Raw genomic sequence first — 17,709 nt, 5'->3', positions numbered from 1 at the left:
AAAACAGGAAGTAACGGAAGTGAGAAATCTTGGGGGGAGGTGAATGGCATGAATAAATCTGAATTGATTAACAAGGTTGCTGAAACTTCTGAGCTTTCCAAGAAAGATGCAACAAAAGCTGTTGATGCAGTTTTTGACGCAATTTCCGAAGCTTTGCAAGGTGGAGATAAAGTGCAATTGGTAGGTTTTGGTAACTTCGAAGTTCGTGAACGTTCTGCTCGTAAAGGACGTAATCCACAGACTGGTGATGAAATCGAAATCCCAGCAAGCAAAATCCCAGCTTTCAAACCAGGTAAAGCACTTAAAGATGGCATTCAATAATTTGTAGTTATACATAGGATTGAACGTTACATAATTATAAAGCCGTTGCCGCGAATCCGCGGGAAACGGCTTTATTTGTTTCAACTGGAAATGCCTTTACAATTTGAAAAACAGCTACTATAATTACAAAAGTGAAAGCGTATATCTTTGCTGTAAACGGGGAATGGCGGGGTATGGCGCAGCCTGGTAGCGCGCACCCTTGGGGTGGGTGAGGTCGCACGTTCGAATCGTGTTACTCCGATTATGAGAAAAAGACATCGATCGTCCGATGTCTTTTTCTCGTTAAGAGACGTGTTGCGTACGAGATAGAACGCTAAGGATGATGTAGGGGGAACGGTTTTGACTAAGGGGAAATTGAGCACACTTGTGAAATCACAGGATTGGACGATGTTTGGGATCGTCGCGTCGATTTACTTGATCTGGCGGATCGGTACAGTTGGAAACTGGAGCAAAGAATGCTGGATTCTGCTGCTTCTTTGTCTGCTGGGAGTTCGTAAGGATCAAATTGATGTGGATTGGAAACGCTTCTTTCTAATCGGCATCCCGTTATTAGGTGTCTTTTATTATTTCTATGGAACGGGCAATGGTTTTTGGTGGAAAATTGCGAATTGGATGTTCGAAAATAACCGTCATCCATGGCACTGGGATAGCTACATGAACGCGATCCCGCTGAATACGGGCGGCTGGGCACGATGGATCGCAACACCGTTTCTGGACCGGGCTATGGTCTGGGTCTATAATTATGGATTTGTACTGTCTTTGTGGATCTGTATTGTACGCAGTTTCTGGACGCGCAGTATTAAGAAAATGCTTTCCTACGCATTATCAGGGCATATGCTGCAGTTTCCGCTCATTTTGCCATTTTACAATCTCATTCTTCTTCATGAAGTATGGTACGTCAATAAGCAACCGGATTTATTGCATCGCGTGTTTGCCGACGAGAACTCCTTACTTGTCGCGGTAATGAACTGCTTCCCGAGCATGCATACGTCCATTTCATTCGCGATGCTGCTGTTAGCACTGCGGGAGAAAGATCGCATTTTCAAAACGATGATGGTTACCTACTGTTCCGCTATCATTTTCTCAACGTTATACTTGCAAATTCACTGGCTAATCGACGTCTTCGCTGGCATGCTATTCGCCTATGGGACGGTTAAATTGACAGATCTTCTTCTTCGTCTGGGATCCACACATGCGCTGCCTGCAAAGTTTAAGAAATTTTACAAAAAGCGCGCCGTATCCACTACAGGTGAATTATCCGTATAGTTCATGTTGACTTCCAGTTGCTTTTTTAGCATCATTAGCATTAAGTAAAATGTAAAGGGAAGAACGGAGGATGGACATGGACCACTCGAATAAAGCGAATCAATCCAACTCAAATCAATCCAATGCGAACGGGAATGAGTATTTCGTCATCAAAGCCAAAGATAATGGCGTGCATGTGATTGGTTTGACCCGTGGACAAGATACACGGTTTCATCATACGGAGAAGCTGGACAAGGGTGAAGTGATGATCGCTCAATTCACCGAGCACACTTCAGCCGTTAAAGTACGCGGCAAAGCCGTCATTATGACCAAATACGGTACGATTGATACCGAAGAATCCTAGTTAATTCATGAAAGCAGGCATAGCCTGCTTTTTTATTTTGTACAATGATATATAGGCTTGTAATAGTGGAAGCTCTTTGTTGAATAAGCTCCTACCCATGACTAGGAGGTATTGCGCATGAAATGGTCGATGCGAATCTTGATCACACTGGGGATTTCCGCTGTGATTGCAATTAGTTTATCGAATCTCCCTCACTTGGATCAGTCCTCTGGCCTAGAATCAGACTACGCTTGGTCGAATCATCGCGGCGGACAGCTCACCTCGAACAATTTGCCAGATCTGCTTGTCCAGGTGCCGCTGCAATTACGCATACGGAAGGTCGATTTAAGCACATCCCGTGTTTCGCTGGATCTCAGCTTGCCCAAGAACGCGGATACAGCAGCGGTGTATCGTGACTTATATACCATAGCGCAAACGATGCTGATGAATACTAAAAATGTGAATCAAGTATGGGTCCGCGTGATTGACTATTCCGGAGGGACGGAATATCCCTCTTCCCAATTGGTGCTGGCGATGGTCGCACAGCGTGAATTTGTAAAAGATATGGACAAAAACCCGCGTGATTTAAGTTTGATTCAGCTAGAGCAGGAGCTGCAAAATCGGTTTCGGATTACATATACATCCAAATGGCAGCAGAAATATCCGCTATGAGTGGTAAATAAATGTGCTTCTAGGAACACGTTATGCTATAATAATTTGGATTGAGACACTGAAACTGATTGATGATGGTTGGCATACGGTTACGGAGGCTTTTGAATGAATTCTTATCGGATCCTTGAGATCGCTAAGCAGTATACAGAGTATGATATGATCCAAATACACACAGACCTTCCCAATTTTCCAGAGTTGCGTACACGTCTGTTGTTCGCCTTCTTGGATGGTAATACTAAACTGAGTTCAACGAGTGAATTGTTCACGTTAGTGACGGCACTGGTGGAATTAGGACTCGATACGCACGACATGGTCAGTGTTTCGAACGAGATCAAAGAGAAGAAGGCCGCAAGATCGAGACAGCTGAAAGTACTGGCGGGTGACTATTTCAGTGCCCGCTTTTATCATCTGCTCGCGCAGGCTGGACAGATCAATATGATAAGTAAGATATCCAGTGCGATCTGTGAAGTGAATCGGTTCAAGATGAGTATGTATGTGAAAATGAAGCAGCTGAAATTAACGGCAGAAGATTACGTTTCCCACATGGTGGAAATTAAGTCTCAGCTTTTTTTGTCTTTCTCAGATGTGATTTCGGAAGCCTACGAGGATCAATGGGCAGATGCCATGAGAGGCTTTGCACGATGTGAGCTACTCATGGAGGAGCTATTCCGTACGGAATCCTTGGGCAAGTTCAAATGGAGCTGGGGATACTGGTATATTATGCAGCATGGCACACGCGAAGAGCGAAAACAGCTTCAGGTCGAGGAGATCGATCCGATGATGGCGCGTTCATTGTTGTATAAATATCAAATTGCTGCTCACTTGAATCAATTGTTTCATACGCACTGGCAACAGGTGCGAGATCGTATGAAGATGAGCTATTCGGACAAGCTATTAAGTGAACTCTTTCACATTTGGGAGCCATTCGTTAAGATTGCAGGCAATAAGCCCAAAGTGTTGGAAGAGATATAAGGGGATTGGGATCATGAGTGTTAGCAAAACCAATATGGAAGCCAACAAGCCCAAGAGCAAAGAAGAATTCGTTCATGGCGTGTTTGAGAGTATCGCACCCAAGTACGATCTGATGAACGATATTCTTAGCTTCAATCGGCATAAAGCTTGGCGTAAATATGCAATGAAGAAAATGAACGTGCAACCTGGAGATACAGCTATCGATCTTTGCTGCGGGACATGCGATTGGACGATTAGTATGGCTAAAGCTAGTCGCACAGGTAAAATGGTAGGGCTTGATTTCAGTCAGAATATGCTTGATCATGGTGCGATTAAAGTAAGAGAAGAACGACTGGAAGGGCAGATCGAACTGATTCAAGGCAATGCGATGAGTCTTCCGTTTGACGACAATACGTTTGATTTTGCTACAATTGGCTTTGCGCTGCGCAATGTTCCCGATCTTGAGCAAGTTATTCGTGAGATGCAACGCGTCGTTAAGCCCGGAGGGCTAGTTGTGTCTTTGGAGCTGTCCAAACCAACTTGGCAGCCGTTCAAGTCCATTTATTATCTCTATTTCCGTCGCATACTGCCTTTCCTTGGGAAGCTCATCGTGAAAAAGTATGAACAGTACAAGTGGCTGCCAGAGTCGCTCATTTCTTTTCCCGACCATAAGCAATTAGGAGCTATTTTCGAGAAAAATGGCTTGAACGATGTGCAAGCTCACCCTTTATTTGGGGGCGTAGCAGCACTTCACACGGGCACTAAGGGAAAAACGAAATCAGGAGTGTAACTATCAGATGTTGACTAAACTTAAAATTTTTCTTGAAATGATTAAATTTGAGCACAGTGTATTTGCACTGCCGTTCGCGTTCATGGGAGCCATTCTAGGCTCCGTTGTCTTGTTAGGTCATTTGCCCACGTGGGCTCAAATCGGGTGGATTACGCTTGCTATGGTGGGCGCAAGAACAGCCGCGATGGCTTTGAATCGTGTTATTGACCAAGCGATTGATAAACGTAACCCGCGAACAGAGAACCGTGCGATACCAGCAGGGTTAATCTCGGTTCCACAAGTTCTTATTTATATCCTTATCTCTTTCGCATTGTTGTTTTGGGCGACCTATCATTTAAGTGCCTTATCGATGAAACTGTTGCCAATTGCTGTGTTTTTCTTAGTGATCTATTCCTATACCAAACGTTTTACATGGGCATGCCATTTCTTCCTGGGTATTACGTTGGGTTTAGCTCCATTAGGGGGTTGGGTGGCGGTGACAGGTGAATTCACGTGGGCGTCCATCATCTTTTTCTTAACAGTCGCATGTTGGAGCGCGGGTTTTGATCTCATTTATGCGTGCCAGGATGCTGAATTTGACCGTTCGGAAGGATTACATTCCTATCCTAGTCGGTTTGGTATTAAAGCTTCGCTATTAACTGCACGCGTCTTGCATGTGTTAACTGCGATTGGACTTGTGACGTTATTCTTCTTAACACATCTAAGTTGGTTATATCTAATTGGTCTTATCATTTCATATTTGATTTTATTTAAAGAGCATAGACTTGTTACTCCGCAGGATTTATCGAAATTGAATACCGCATTTTTCACAATGAACGGCATCTTGAGTCTTGTCATGTTTAGCTTCACCTTACTTGATATTCTAGTGAGACAGTATTCATGAGTGGCAATTGGGTTATCGGAATTACTGGTGCAAGCGGGGCACAGTACGGGATTCGGCTTTGTGAAGTGCTGCTGGATCTCGGTTTGAATGTTCATCTTCTTATTTCGGATGCAGGCTGGCGTGTCTTGCAGGACGAGCTGGATTGGCAAGTATCCAAACGACAAGATGAGCTAGAGAAGCATTTTGGCGGCAGATTAGGTTCCTATGAATATCACCCCAATGCGAATATCGGAGCGACCGTGGCCAGTGGGTCCTTTCGAACCAAAGGCATGGTGGTCATTCCTTGTTCCATGGGAACCTTATCTGGAATCGCTCACGGTTCTTCGGATAATCTGATCGAACGGACCGCTGATGTGATGCTTAAAGAAGGCAGAAAATTAATTATGGTACCAAGGGAAACACCGCTGCATGCGATACATCTAGAAAATATGTTAACCCTCTCGAAAATGGGGGTGCGCATGATTCCAGCGATGCCAGCCTTCTATAATCGTCCTCGCACAATTGAGGAGATGGTCGATTTTTTAGTAGGCAAAGTAATGGATAGCATGGAAATCGAACATTCCTTGTACCGAAGATGGGGAGATACAGATGAGCAACCGAGACCCTAAAATCCGAATTGGCCGCATCAATTATACGAATGTGTGGCCGATCTATTATTATTTCCCAAATCTTATGCAAAGCGCAGAAGTCGATATTATAGAACAAGTACCCACGTCGCTCAATCAGGCCATGGCAGCAGGAACGATTGATATGGGGCCTATTTCTTCTTTTTCCTATGGTCAATATTTCGAAGATTACATGCTGTTCCCAGATTTATCGGTTAGCTCCTATGGCGAAGTGAATTCCATCTTGCTGTTTCATGACAAGCCGTTGCGAGAAATTGTAAATGGCCGCATTAAACTCCCAACAACTTCAGCTTCATCCGTGAATTTATTGAAAATAATCCTAGAGAAGTTCTATAACGGAAAGCCGACTTATGCCTATGCCAACCCCAATTTGGACGTCATGATGGAAGATGCGGATGCGGCATTACTGATCGGTGATGATGCGATTAAAGAAAGCTGGCGAAACAAATCGTATATGATTACCGATCTTGGGCAAGAATGGGCCAAATGGACGGGAAAATGGATGACATTCGCGGTTTGGGCCATTCGTAAAGACACGATTCGTAAGCATCCAGAACTTGTGGCTGACATTTTCGAAGCTTTTAAGAAAAGTAAAGTGCAAGCTCACCAAGAACCGCAGCACATGATTGCAGAAGCTCAGGCTACTGTAGGCGGCACGTCTGAGTATTGGCATCATTATTTTCATACCTTATGCTATGATTTTGGAGCTGAACAGTGGGAAGGTCTAGCAGCCTATTACCAATATTGTTATGAGCTTGGCTTTCTCCCTAAGCCCGTAACCATTGGGTTATGGGAAGATAATAAAGTGGCACGGGTGACGGAATGAAAAACTTATTGGACATTTATGCGAGGAAAAAGAGAGATATTGCGGCGATCGAGAAGGAACTCGAGGAAACCGTCTATAGTGATCACTCCTTGTTAAGAGATACCTCGATCCATCTTCTCAAAGCAGGGGGCAAGCGGATTCGCCCTGTGTTTGTTCTGCTCTCTGGGGAGTTCGGCAGCTACAAGCTTCAGACCATGAAACATGTAGCTGTTCCCCTTGAACTTATCCATATGGCTTCGCTTGTCCACGATGATGTGATTGATGACGCTAACACACGCCGCGGGCAGTTGACGGTACGTTCCAAATGGGATAATCGCATCGCGATGTATACGGGAGATTATATTTTCGCCAGAGCACTGGAAGTTATTACGCAAATCCATAAACCTGAAGTGCACCAGATCATGTCCAAAGCCATTGTGGAAATGTCTATTGGAGAAATGGAGCAGATTCGTTTCTTTTTCAACGCAGATCAAACGATTCGGGATTATTTATTGCGGATTCGCCGTAAAACTGCGCTATTAATTGGGATTTCCTGTCAACTAGGTGCAATTGGTGCAGATGCTCCTGAATGGATGAGCACTAAATTGTATAATTTTGGCTATAATGTAGGTATGGCCTTCCAAATTCGCGATGATATTCTGGATTTAATCGGGACCGAGAAGCAAATCGGAAAGCCGCCAGGCAGTGATATTAAACAAGGGAATATTACCTTGCCTGTGTTGCTTACGATGAAAGATCCCGCCATGAAGCCGATGATATTGACAGAACTCGAACGAATACATAAACTGGATGGACAAACGGATGTTAGTCGATTCCTAGATCTCATACGAGGCGGAACAGGCATTAAAGAAGCGGATCGACTGTCCCAGTGCTACATTGATAAAGCCATTACTGCACTGGACAAGCTGCCGGATATTCAAGCGAAGAAAGATTTAATTGAAGTCGCTTATTTTATCGGGAATCGATCTTACTAAGGAGGTATTTTTCAATGGAAAAAACATTTCTAATGGTGAAGCCAGATGGGGTTCAGCGCGGGCTTGTCGGCGAAATTGTGAAACGATTTGAGCAGAAAGGCTTCCAAATGATCGGCAGTAAACTCATGGTGATCTCACGAGAGCAAGCCGAGACTCATTATGCGGAACACAAAGGGAAAGACTTTTACGAGCGACTGGTTAATTTCATTACTTCTGGCCCTGTCTTTGCAATGGTGTGGCATGGTGATCAAGTCATTGCCTTATCTCGAACGATGATGGGGAAAACGAGTTCGCTGGAAGCCGCACCAGGGACCATTCGAGGTGATTTCGCAGTACATACGCACTTAAATTTGATCCACGGCTCGGATTCGCCTGAAAGCGCAGAGCGTGAAATCAGCAACTTTTTCCAACCGCACGAAATTATCGATTACGATAAAAACATCCAGCCTTGGATTTAGTCGACATAAATTGCTAACTTTAGCCTGCAATCACTTCGTGATGCAGGTTTTTTGTTGTTTTAGGAAGGAATCTGTCTATCTGCCACAGAATGTAACCAATAGATACTGATCAAGGTGGGTGGACAGCATGGAGGATCAAGATTTTTTATTATTTATTAAGAAGATTAAGGAACAAACGTCCATCGATCTGGCCCTTTACAAAGAAGCACAGATGAAGCGACGCTTAACTACCTTGCGGATGAAGCGAGGTTACAATACATTTGTAGCCTTTTTCGATGCGATGATGAAAGATAAAGAATTATTCTATGAGTTCCTGGATCGCATGACGATCAATGTGTCAGAGTTCTGGCGTAATCCGAATCGCTGGGAGCTGGTAGAACAGAAGTTCATTCCTGAGATGCTGAAACGGAATCGCCGATTGAAAGTTTGGAGCGCTGCATGTTCCACGGGGGAAGAACCGTATACACTTGCAATGATTTTAGCCGAACATGGAGCACTGAACGAGACGAGCCTGCACGCAACGGATATCGACGATGGCGCGCTAGAGAAAGCACGTAAAGGCGCGTACTTAGATCGTTCGATTCGGGATGTGCCAGCAAACTATGTGAAGAAATATTTCCGACAAGATCAAATGATGTATCACATTTCGGATGAGCTAAAGAAAGCGATTAAATTTCAGAAGCAGAATTTGCTTGTGGATACCTTCGATACGGGCTTCGATCTGATCGTGTGCCGGAATGTGATTATTTATTTTACCGAAGAAGCGAAGCATGTGCTCTATCAGAAGTTCGCCAAAGCGCTTAAACCTGGTGGATTGCTGTTCGTCGGATCGACGGAACAAATTTTCTCGCCAGGACAATATGATTTGGAAGCGGCTGATACGTTTTTTTATCGAAAAAAGGGTGTATAAGAACTTCCATAACTTCCAATACTAAGATGTAGCACAACAAAGTTGGACAGGTTTCTAGCTTTGAACAATGCATACACGTTGAGGGGGCTATCATGGACAAACGCAAGGTAATTACCGCGTATCGCAGGGGAATGATTTCCATTCAAGAATGTGCACAAATTTTAGGAGTCGATTCCTCACAAATCTCAGGATTGATGAATGATCCTCAGCTATGTGAACCTCTTAGAATCGTCCAGAAGCAGCCTATGCACGGATAAATGCAATTCATGTCTTGTTGATAACACGCTTGCGTGGGAAGGAGATATCCTTACCTGTGCAGCGTGTTTTTGCATTTGTGTTGTTGCCAAACCTGAGTTGCTATACTATAATGACAAGAAGTAATCGCGCGTCAAAGCGCTAAAGCGAATGATATAGAATCGGATCTTTATTTTTTTTCGTAAAATTCTTAGGGGGTAACGGATTGTGAGATATTTAACAGCAGGTGAAACGCATGGCCCGCAGCTCACTGCGATCATTGAAGGGTTTCCAAGTAATGTAACCCTGAACTTTGATGAATTAAATCACCAATTACATAGACGTCAGAAGGGCTACGGCCGCGGTCGTCGGATGCAAATTGAGAAAGATACAGCTACGATCGCTGGAGGTGTGCGTCACGGTAAAACGACAGGTGCACCAATCGCACTCGTTGTCGTGAACAATGACTGGAAACACTGGACTTCCGTTATGGGTATTGAGCCTGTTGAGGAAGATAACGAAGGCAAACGCCGCGTGAATCGTCCACGTCCTGGACATGCCGATTTGAATGGCGGACTTAAATATAATCAAAAAGATTTACGTAATATTTTGGAAAGATCCAGTGCGCGTGAGACCACAATGCGTGTAGCTACAGGAGCTGTTGCTCGTCAATTGCTCGCTGAGTTCGGGATTAAAGTAGCTGGACAAGTCATTCGTATTGGCGATGTTGAAGTGAAGCGTCAAGAGCTGCCTATCGATGAGTTGATCGCGGTTACTGAAGAATCACCAGTTCGCGTTGTGGACAAAGAAGCAGAAGCGAAAATGATCGCTGCGATCGATGCAGCCAAAGAAGATGGCGACACATTAGGTGGTATCGTTGAAGTTATCATCGAAGGCGTACCTGTCGGTCTTGGCAGCCACGTACAATGGGATCGCAAATTGGATGGCAAAATCGCACAAGCGGTTCTCTCCATTCAAGCTTTCAAAGGTGTTGAGTTCGGAATTGGCTTTGAAGCGGCAGAGCGTAGAGGCTCTAACGTTCATGATGAAATACTTTACACGCAAGAAGAAGGTTTCAGACGCAGAACGAATCGTGCGGGTGGATTTGAAGGCGGTATGACCACAGGTGAGCAAATCATCGTTCGTGGTGTAATGAAGCCAATTTCTACCTTGTACAAACCATTGCAAAGCGTGGATATTGATACGAAAGAAGTATTTACGGCACAGGTTGAACGTTCCGATACTTGTGCAGTCCCAGCGGCAGGCGTGATCATGGAGAACGTCATCGCATGGGAAGTCGCGAATGCTTTCCTCGATAAATTCGGTGGAGATTCTATCGAAGAAATTCGCGCGAACCTAACAAACTTCCTCAAACAAGTGGAGAACTACTAGGATGAGAGAGCTAACCGTAGAGCTTGGCGAAAGGTCTTATCCGATTTATATTGGTCAAGGCATACTATCCAATATCTCGGCGCTGTTCGAACGCGCGAAGCTGAGCCGCAAGTCGCCGATGCTCATCGTCACCGACGAATCGGTGGCGGCGCTGCACTTGGAGCGCGTGCTCACGCTGCTCCGCGAGGGCGGCTTCGCCGCGACAGCCTGCGTCGTGCCGGCAGGCGAAACCTCCAAATCCCTCGCGCAGCTCGAGGGAATCGTAACCGCCGCCCTCCAGGCGGGCCTTGATCGCAATTCTGCGATCGTTGCCCTCGGAGGAGGCGTGGTCGGCGATCTCGCCGGCTTCGCGGCAGCGAGCTTCATGCGCGGGATCCGCTTCGTGCAGATCCCGACAACAATTCTTGCCCACGACAGCTCGGTCGGCGGCAAGGTGGCGGTCAATCACCCGATGGCGAAGAACATCATCGGGGCGTTCCACCAGCCGGAGCTCGTGCTGTTCGACATCGACTTGCTCTTGACGTTGCCGCTTCGCGATGTGAAAGCGGGGCTTTCTGAGGTGATCAAGCATGGCTTGATTTGGGATGCTGCGTTTACCCAGTGGTGCGAAGAGAATGCTGAGAAGCTGTTGGCACTAGATCCAGAAGCGCTCAGCTATGCGCTCTATATCGGCTGCCAAGTGAAGGCGATTGTGGTATCGCAAGACGAACGTGAGAACGATCTCCGTGCGATTTTGAATTTGGGACATACGATCGGACATGCTTTGGAAGCGGTAGCAGGGTACGGCGAACTGCTGCATGGCGAAGCCATTGCGATTGGCATGGTTGGCGCTGCAAAGCTTGCTCAGCAATTCGGATATAGTGAAGACATACATACCGTAACTAAGGGATTGTTCCTGAAATATGGACTACCTGTTCGAATTCCTGCTCATTTGGATACGGATGCGATTATGAGTGCGATGATGCATGACAAGAAGTTCAGGGAAGGTACGATGGTGTATATCATCCCGACTGAAATAGGCAAAGTCGAAATCCGTAAGGATGTAACGACAGGGCAAGTAAGACAAATTGTTGACCTTCTAAAAGGGGAGTAATTAATCGATGTACTTACGGGGAATTCGCGGCGCGACGACGGTTGAAATGAATGATGCGGACGAAATTTTGGCAGCAACAAGCGAGCTTCTTCAAGCGATTGTAGAAGCCAATGATTTCCGTCCAGAGGATATAGGTTCTGTTTTCATTACAGTGACAGAAGACATTACGGCAACGTTCCCAGCGAGAGCGATTCGTACCATGGTTGGTTGGGAATTAGTTCCTTTAATGTGTTCGCTAGAAGTGCCGGTTGAGAATGCATTGCCGAGATGTATTCGTTTGATGGTTCAGGTGAATACACCCAAAGCACAAGCGGAAATCAATCATGTGTATTTGAAAGAAGCGAAGGCACTTCGCCCTGATATTGTTAAATTGACAAATGAAGCTACCCGGTAGTATAGTGGAATTAGATGAGTGTTAGGTAAGTAGAGCAGAGTTAGCCCAGTAGAGCAGAGACCAGTTGAGATGAGATTAGTAGAGCAGCTACATAATGAGGTTACACGTACGTCTCCCTATGGAGAGCGTTTGTTTACTCATATTTTGGCTCCTTACTTATTTCGAATTCATCCTAATCGTCTACTGAAACTAAGTCAACCTCTACCCCTAGGTAGAGGTTTTTTTGTATTCGAATAGAGTTTGGAGCGCCGAAAAGCGAGCAGCTAGCAAACTGAGAGGGGATGTTTCCATGTATACACCTGAATTGCAAGAAGTCATTCGTTTGTCCCGAACTTATAATTTGATCCCAGTCGTTCGTCATTTATTAGCAGACACAGAGACACCGATTCGTGTGTTTCAACACTTATATCAAGAGCCGCGTGCTTTCCTCTTAGAAAGCGTAGAGGGAGGCGTGAAATGGGCCCGTTATTCCTTCATTGGCAGCGATCCGTTCTTGATGATTAAGGCGAAGCATGGAAAAACAATGGTCGAGACACAATCCGAGAATAAAGTTACGGATGAGAAGCCCATCGAAGTGTTGAAAGCGTACCTTCGTTCCTACTCCAGCCCTCAGCTTGCTGATCTGCCGCGATTCACAGGCGGTGCTGTTGGATTTTTCGGATACGACTTGCTGCAATACTATGAGAAGCTGCCAGCTCATCAAATCGATGATCTCCAAATGAATGACATTCAATTCATGTTCTGCGATCAAGTTATCGTATTTGATCATTTCAAACAACAGATTAAAGTGATTGCGAATGTACATGTTCCTCAGTTTGCGACCGATGCTGATATCGCGAATGCGTACCATGCAACGTGTGAGAAAATTGATGCAACGATCGAGAAAATTAAACGGCCATTAGGTTCAGACACGATGACCCACAATCCGATCGTATCCGAGCCAGAACTAGGCGATGTGCGTTCCAACATTACGAAGGAAAAGTACATTGCCAATGTGAACAAGGCAAAGGAATATATCCGAGCTGGGGACATTTTCCAAGTGGTGTTATCGCAACGCTTCGAAATGGAAACGACCGTTTCCCCGCTGCAAGTGTATCGTGTGCTGCGGACGATGAATCCTTCACCTTATATGTATGTCTTGAAAATGGATGATGAAGTGATCGTGGGAACGTCTCCTGAGTTGTTAGTGCGCGTCGAGGAAGAGAAAGTCGAAACAAGACCAATTGCGGGCACGCGTCCGAGAGGCAAAACGCCAGAAGAAGATCATGCTTATGAAATTGAATTGCTCGCGGATGAGAAAGAACGAGCAGAGCATCTGATGCTCGTTGATCTTGGGCGCAATGACATCGGTCGTGTTTCTGAATTTGGAACGGTGAAATGCGACACATTCATGGACATTGAACGGTACTCACACGTGATGCATATCGTTTCTAACGTATCTGGAAAGATTGCGAAAGATAAGGATTTCTTTGATGCTTTCTTATCCTGTATGCCCGCAGGTACGGTGTCTGGAGCGCCGAAGCTGAGGGCGATGGAAATTATTGCGGAATTGGAGCCAGAATCACGCGGTTCTTATGCAGGTGCAATCGGATACCTCGGTTTCTCTGGGAATTTGGATACTTGTATAACCATTCGTACGATTGTCTTCAAAAATGGCAAAGCTTACGTGCAAGCTGGCGCAGGCATCGTATGGGATTCAGTGCCTGAGAGCGAATATCAAGAAACCGTAAACAAAGCGACGGCTTTGCTGAAATCAATCCGAATGGCGGAAGCCATGTTCAGTCCTGAGCCGAGACCTGTTAGCGATATTAACAAAGATTATTTTGTTAACTCATAAAAGGAGGAGGAACTTGGATATGAGCGGGTTCATTACTATACAGCAAGCGTTAGGTAAAGTTACTTCAGGCACTCATTTATCTAGAGAAGAAGCACGTGTTGTCATGTCAGAAATCATGGAGGGAGCTGCTTCAGCTGCCCAGATTGGCAGCCTCCTAACGGCTTTACGCATGAAAGGCGAAACGCTCGATGAGATTACTGGTTTCGCAGAAACGATGAGAAGCAAGGCGCTTCACGTCGATGTTATACAAAGTGATCTTCTCGATACTTGCGGCACGGGAGGAGACGGAGCGGAAACCTTTAACATCTCGACAACAGCGGCAATCGTTGCTGCGGCAGGCGGAATTCGCGTTGCGAAGCACGGTAATCGGGCCATGTCGAGTAAAAGCGGCAGCGCAGATGTGCTGGAAGCACTTGGCGTGAAAATTACGCTGAACAGTGAGCAGGCAGCCAAATGCTTGGATCGTACAGGAATTTGCTTTATGTTCGCGCAAGCGTATCATCAATCGATGAAGCATGTTGCTGGGCCGCGCAGGGAGCTTGGCTTCAGAACGGTATTTAATTTGTTGGGGCCATTAACGAATCCCGCAGGTGCTGATCGCCAAGTGCTAGGTGTATTTGACAGATCCAAGACGGAATTGATTGCACAGGCGCTGCAAGCGCTCGGTCTGAAAAGAGCATTAGTCGTGGCAAGTGAAGACGGTTTGGATGAATTCAGCATTTCAGCGCCGACGAAGGTGACTGAACTGAAATCAGACACGATCCGCACGTACACGATTACTCCTGATGATCTAGGCTTACGCGCGCACAGCATCAAAGATGTTGGCGGCGGTGATGCAATTCTCAATGCGGAAATTATTCGGCATATTTTCGCAGGTGAGAAAGGTCCGCATCGTGATATCGTGCTTGCCAATGCAGCAGCATGCTTCTATGTCACGGGTCATGTGGGTACTTTGCAACAAGGTGTAAAGCTTGCAGCGGATGTGATTGATTCTGGCCGTGCGGAGCAGAAGTTGAATGACTTAATCCATTACACAGGAGAATTATGCCATGTTTCTTGATAAAATTGTTGCTACAAAACGCATCGAAGTTGAAGCGATGAGCGGATTTTCAATAGCTGAGGCGGAGAAGGTTATTGCACAGCTTCCTCCCTGCTTCGGCTTTGAGCAGGCGCTGACAGCGCGTAAGAACCGTTCTGTTGGGCTCATCGCGGAAGTCAAAAAAGCTTCGCCATCGAAAGGACTCATTCGAGAGGATTTTGAACCAGTTGGCTTAGCGCAAGCTTATGAGCGAGCTGGTGCCGATTGTATTTCCGTGCTGACGGACGTTTCATATTTCCAAGGAAGTAATGCCTACTTACAAGCTGTTAGAGAAACGGTGAAGGTGCCATTGCTTCGCAAGGATTTTACGATTGACCCTAAGCAAATTTATGAAGCGAGATTGCTGGGCGCCGATGCGATTCTACTGATCGCAGCGATTTTGACGACATCGCAGATGAAGGCATATTTAGCGCTTGCGAAAGATTTGGGCTTGGATGTGCTTGTCGAGGTGCATGATCGGGAAGAGTTGGAGCGTGCCTTGGAGCTTGACACGAAAATGATCGGTGTGAATAACCGGAATCTGAAAACCTTCGTAACCGATTTAGGTACGACAGAAGAGCTAATTGCCCAAATGCCTCAAGGCATTACCGTAGTTAGTGAAAGCGGGATTTCAACGGTGGATGATATGGCCTATGTGGAACGTGTGGGAGCGAAAGCCGTACTCATCGGTGAGCATTTCATGAGACAGCCTTTCGTCGAGCAAGCGGTCCATGAATTGATGGGTGATTGGGCTAAAAAGGCGTAACAACGCGAAAGAAAGAGGGAAAACACATGGCTTTGGGCTCGGTTCCAACGGTAAAAATTTGTGGACTTCAAAGCGTTGAAGTGTTAAAATCAATCGTACATTTGCCGATAGCTCATATCGGTATTGTTTTTGCACCTAGCAAGCGCCGGGTAACGCCTGAGAAGGCTGCGGAGCTTATTGCTTATTTAAAATCCGAAGCGTCGGAGGGACGTGTTGTTCCGCTTTCCGTTGGTGTTTTTGTAAATCCGACGAAAGATGAATTAACGGACATTCTAGCTGTTGCTCCGCTTGACGTTGTTCAGCTGCACAGTCAAGAAACGCCTGCATTTTGCAAGTGGGTACGCGAGCAGTTTGGCGTGAAAGTGTTTAAGTCGGTTTCGATTTCCAAAACCGAAGATCAAATCCCTACAATAGACCGTGTGGCGGATCAATTAAATCCGTATATCGGCTCCATTGATGCGGTTTTACTAGATACGTTTGACCCTGTCTATGGCGGCGGATCTGGTAAAACGTTTGCGTGGGATTGCATCCCCGTGTATAAAGAATGGGCTCGCTCAGCCAAGTTGCCATTGCTCGTAGCTGGCGGATTGAGCATTGATAATGTCGATCAATTAGTGACCGCCTATGCACCTGACGGTGTTGATTTGTCTAGCGCCGTTGAGACAGATGGCGTGAAAGATGTTGCGAAAATTACCGCGTTTGTGGAAAGGGTGACCCGTACGTGACACAAGTACCTGATCAGCATGGCCGATTTGGCAAGTTCGGCGGCCGTTATGTACCTGAAACATTAATGAATGCCTTACATGAGCTTGAAGAAGCTTATGCACGATATAAAGATGATCCTGAATTTATTGCGGAAGTTCGCTATTTGCAAAAGCAATATTCGGGCAGACCTACCCCGCTTTACTATGCAGAACGTTTAACTGAACTGCTGGGCGGGGCTAAAATTTATTTGAAGCGCGAAGATTTAAACCACACTGGCGCGCACAAAATCAATAACACCATCGGACAAGCCGTTTTGGCGAAACGCATGGGCAAAAAGAAAATTATTGCTGAGACAGGTGCGGGGCAGCACGGCGTAGCATCGGCAACGGTAGCGGCACTGATGGGCATGGAATGTAAAGTGTTCATGGGCGAAGAAGACACGAAGCGTCAACAATTAAACGTATTCCGTATGAAATTGCTCGGTTCCGAGGTTATTCCTGTTACTTCAGGTACGCGGACGTTGAAAGATGCATGTAACGAAACACTTCGTTACTGGGTGAGTAATGTTCAGGACACGTATTACATTTTAGGTTCCGTTACGGGGCCTCATCCTTACCCGATGATGGTACGCGATTTCCAACGTGTTATTGGTGATGAATCCCGTGAGCAAATTCTGGAAACAGAAGGCCGTTTGCCAGATGCCGTCGTAGCGTGCGTGGGTGGAGGCAGTAATGCGATGGGCATTTTCTATCCTTTTGTGCAGGATGAAACGGTGAAGTTAATCGGTGTTGAAGCTGCTGGACGCGGTGTGGAGACGGAAGAGCATGCAGCGACGATGACCAAAGGGACGCCAGGCGTATTCCAAGGCTCACTGAGCTATTTGCTTCAAGATGAGTATGGTCAAGTGTTGCCAGCGCATTCCATCTCTGCGGGTCTGGACTACCCGGGGATTGGACCTGAGCATGCGTATCTCAAAGATTCAGAGCGCGCAACCTACTACCCCATTACCGATCAAGAAGCATTGGATGCCCTTCAATTGCTCAGCCGCACAGAGGGGATTATTCCTGCCCTAGAGAGTGCTCATGCGATTGCACAAACATTGAAGCTAGCTCCTACGATGTCCAAGGATCAAATTATTGTTGTCAGCCTGTCAGGCCGCGGCGATAAAGATGTGGAATCCATTATCAGCTACCTAGGCAAGGAGGTTTAAG

The 17,709-nt window shown here is 46.0% G+C and carries 21 protein-coding genes and 1 tRNA gene; all 22 read left to right on the top strand.

Annotation, left to right across the window (positions count from 1 at the left end; translation table 11 throughout):
• The first annotated feature begins 48 nt into the window (after positions 1-48).
• The 22 genes from MJB10_RS15085 (at position 49) to trpB (ending at position 17,708) form a co-directional block, all read left to right on the top strand.
• The gene (locus MJB10_RS15085; protein WP_029193008.1) at positions 49-321 is read left to right on the top strand and encodes an HU family DNA-binding protein; all 273 of its coding nucleotides are present in this window, start codon (positions 49-51) and stop codon (positions 319-321) included.
• A gap of 167 nt (positions 322-488) precedes the next feature.
• Positions 489-562 (top strand) — tRNA-Pro (locus MJB10_RS15080).
• Positions 563-660: 98 nt separating this feature from the next.
• Positions 661-1,587: a phosphatase PAP2 family protein gene (locus MJB10_RS15075; RefSeq protein ID WP_314795893.1), complete on the top strand. Its 927-nt coding sequence runs from the start codon at positions 661-663 to the stop codon at positions 1,585-1,587.
• A gap of 76 nt (positions 1,588-1,663) precedes the next feature.
• Positions 1,664-1,930, top strand: a complete 267-nt coding sequence (mtrB, locus tag MJB10_RS15070) for a trp RNA-binding attenuation protein MtrB (protein WP_314795892.1) — start codon at positions 1,664-1,666, stop codon at positions 1,928-1,930.
• 117 nt (positions 1,931-2,047) lie between these two features.
• The gene (locus MJB10_RS15065; RefSeq protein ID WP_314795891.1) at positions 2,048-2,581 is read left to right on the top strand and encodes a hypothetical protein; all 534 of its coding nucleotides are present in this window, start codon (positions 2,048-2,050) and stop codon (positions 2,579-2,581) included.
• A 105-nt stretch (positions 2,582-2,686) separates the two neighbouring features.
• Positions 2,687-3,553 (top strand): heptaprenyl diphosphate synthase component 1, encoded by an 867-nt coding sequence (locus tag MJB10_RS15060; protein ID WP_314795889.1) that lies wholly within the window; start codon positions 2,687-2,689, stop codon positions 3,551-3,553.
• Between the two features lie 13 nt (positions 3,554-3,566).
• Entirely contained in the window at positions 3,567-4,322 is a 756-nt protein-coding gene (locus MJB10_RS15055; RefSeq protein ID WP_397386535.1) for a demethylmenaquinone methyltransferase, read from the top strand.
• Between the two features lie 7 nt (positions 4,323-4,329).
• Positions 4,330-5,205, top strand: a complete 876-nt coding sequence (locus MJB10_RS15050; protein WP_314795888.1) for a UbiA-like polyprenyltransferase — start codon at positions 4,330-4,332, stop codon at positions 5,203-5,205.
• Positions 5,202-5,813: a UbiX family flavin prenyltransferase gene (locus tag MJB10_RS15045; RefSeq protein WP_314795887.1), complete on the top strand. Its 612-nt coding sequence runs from the start codon at positions 5,202-5,204 to the stop codon at positions 5,811-5,813. Before MJB10_RS15050 ends, MJB10_RS15045 begins: the two co-directional genes overlap by 4 nt.
• A complete protein-coding gene (locus MJB10_RS15040; protein ID WP_314795885.1) occupies positions 5,794-6,657 on the top strand; it encodes a menaquinone biosynthesis protein in 864 nt (287 codons plus the stop codon). Before MJB10_RS15045 ends, MJB10_RS15040 begins: the two co-directional genes overlap by 20 nt.
• Entirely contained in the window at positions 6,654-7,631 is a 978-nt protein-coding gene (locus MJB10_RS15035) for a polyprenyl synthetase family protein (protein WP_314795884.1), read from the top strand. The genes MJB10_RS15040 and MJB10_RS15035 overlap by 4 nt, the downstream gene beginning before the upstream one ends.
• A 14-nt stretch (positions 7,632-7,645) precedes the next feature.
• Positions 7,646-8,089, top strand: coding sequence for a nucleoside-diphosphate kinase (gene ndk / locus MJB10_RS15030; protein WP_314795883.1), 444 nt, complete (start codon positions 7,646-7,648; stop codon positions 8,087-8,089).
• Between the two features lie 127 nt (positions 8,090-8,216).
• Entirely contained in the window at positions 8,217-8,999 is a 783-nt protein-coding gene (locus tag MJB10_RS15025) for a CheR family methyltransferase (protein ID WP_314795882.1), read from the top strand.
• Positions 9,000-9,091: 92 nt separating this feature from the next.
• Positions 9,092-9,256 carry a hypothetical protein gene (locus MJB10_RS15020; protein ID WP_314795880.1) on the top strand — a complete coding sequence of 55 codons (165 nt, stop codon included), beginning with the start codon at positions 9,092-9,094 and terminating at the stop codon, positions 9,254-9,256.
• Between the two features lie 205 nt (positions 9,257-9,461).
• The gene (aroC, locus tag MJB10_RS15015; protein WP_314795878.1) at positions 9,462-10,625 is read left to right on the top strand and encodes a chorismate synthase; all 1,164 of its coding nucleotides are present in this window, start codon (positions 9,462-9,464) and stop codon (positions 10,623-10,625) included.
• A gap of 1 nt (position 10,626) precedes the next feature.
• The gene (aroB, locus tag MJB10_RS15010) at positions 10,627-11,718 is read left to right on the top strand and encodes a 3-dehydroquinate synthase (protein ID WP_314795876.1); all 1,092 of its coding nucleotides are present in this window, start codon (positions 10,627-10,629) and stop codon (positions 11,716-11,718) included.
• Positions 11,719-11,725: 7 nt separating this feature from the next.
• Positions 11,726-12,112, top strand: coding sequence for a chorismate mutase (gene aroH / locus MJB10_RS15005; protein WP_314795874.1), 387 nt, complete (start codon positions 11,726-11,728; stop codon positions 12,110-12,112).
• Between the two features lie 289 nt (positions 12,113-12,401).
• The gene (trpE, locus tag MJB10_RS15000) at positions 12,402-13,949 is read left to right on the top strand and encodes an anthranilate synthase component I (protein ID WP_314795872.1); all 1,548 of its coding nucleotides are present in this window, start codon (positions 12,402-12,404) and stop codon (positions 13,947-13,949) included.
• A 19-nt stretch (positions 13,950-13,968) separates the two neighbouring features.
• Positions 13,969-15,009, top strand: a complete 1,041-nt coding sequence (trpD, locus tag MJB10_RS14995) for an anthranilate phosphoribosyltransferase (RefSeq protein ID WP_314795870.1) — start codon at positions 13,969-13,971, stop codon at positions 15,007-15,009.
• Positions 14,999-15,793, top strand: a complete 795-nt coding sequence (trpC, locus tag MJB10_RS14990) for an indole-3-glycerol phosphate synthase TrpC (RefSeq protein ID WP_314795869.1) — start codon at positions 14,999-15,001, stop codon at positions 15,791-15,793. Before trpD ends, trpC begins: the two co-directional genes overlap by 11 nt.
• Positions 15,794-15,819: 26 nt before the next feature.
• Entirely contained in the window at positions 15,820-16,518 is a 699-nt protein-coding gene (locus tag MJB10_RS14985) for a phosphoribosylanthranilate isomerase (protein ID WP_314795868.1), read from the top strand.
• The gene (trpB, locus tag MJB10_RS14980; RefSeq protein ID WP_314795866.1) at positions 16,515-17,708 is read left to right on the top strand and encodes a tryptophan synthase subunit beta; all 1,194 of its coding nucleotides are present in this window, start codon (positions 16,515-16,517) and stop codon (positions 17,706-17,708) included. Before MJB10_RS14985 ends, trpB begins: the two co-directional genes overlap by 4 nt.
• The last annotated feature ends 1 nt before the right edge of the window (position 17,709 follow it).

It is taken from the genome of Paenibacillus sp. MBLB1832 (assembly GCF_032271945.1).
Classification (GTDB): domain Bacteria; phylum Bacillota; class Bacilli; order Paenibacillales; family NBRC-103111; genus Paenibacillus_E; species Paenibacillus_E roseopurpureus.
This window is presented reverse-complemented; position numbering and strand designations above follow the sequence as displayed.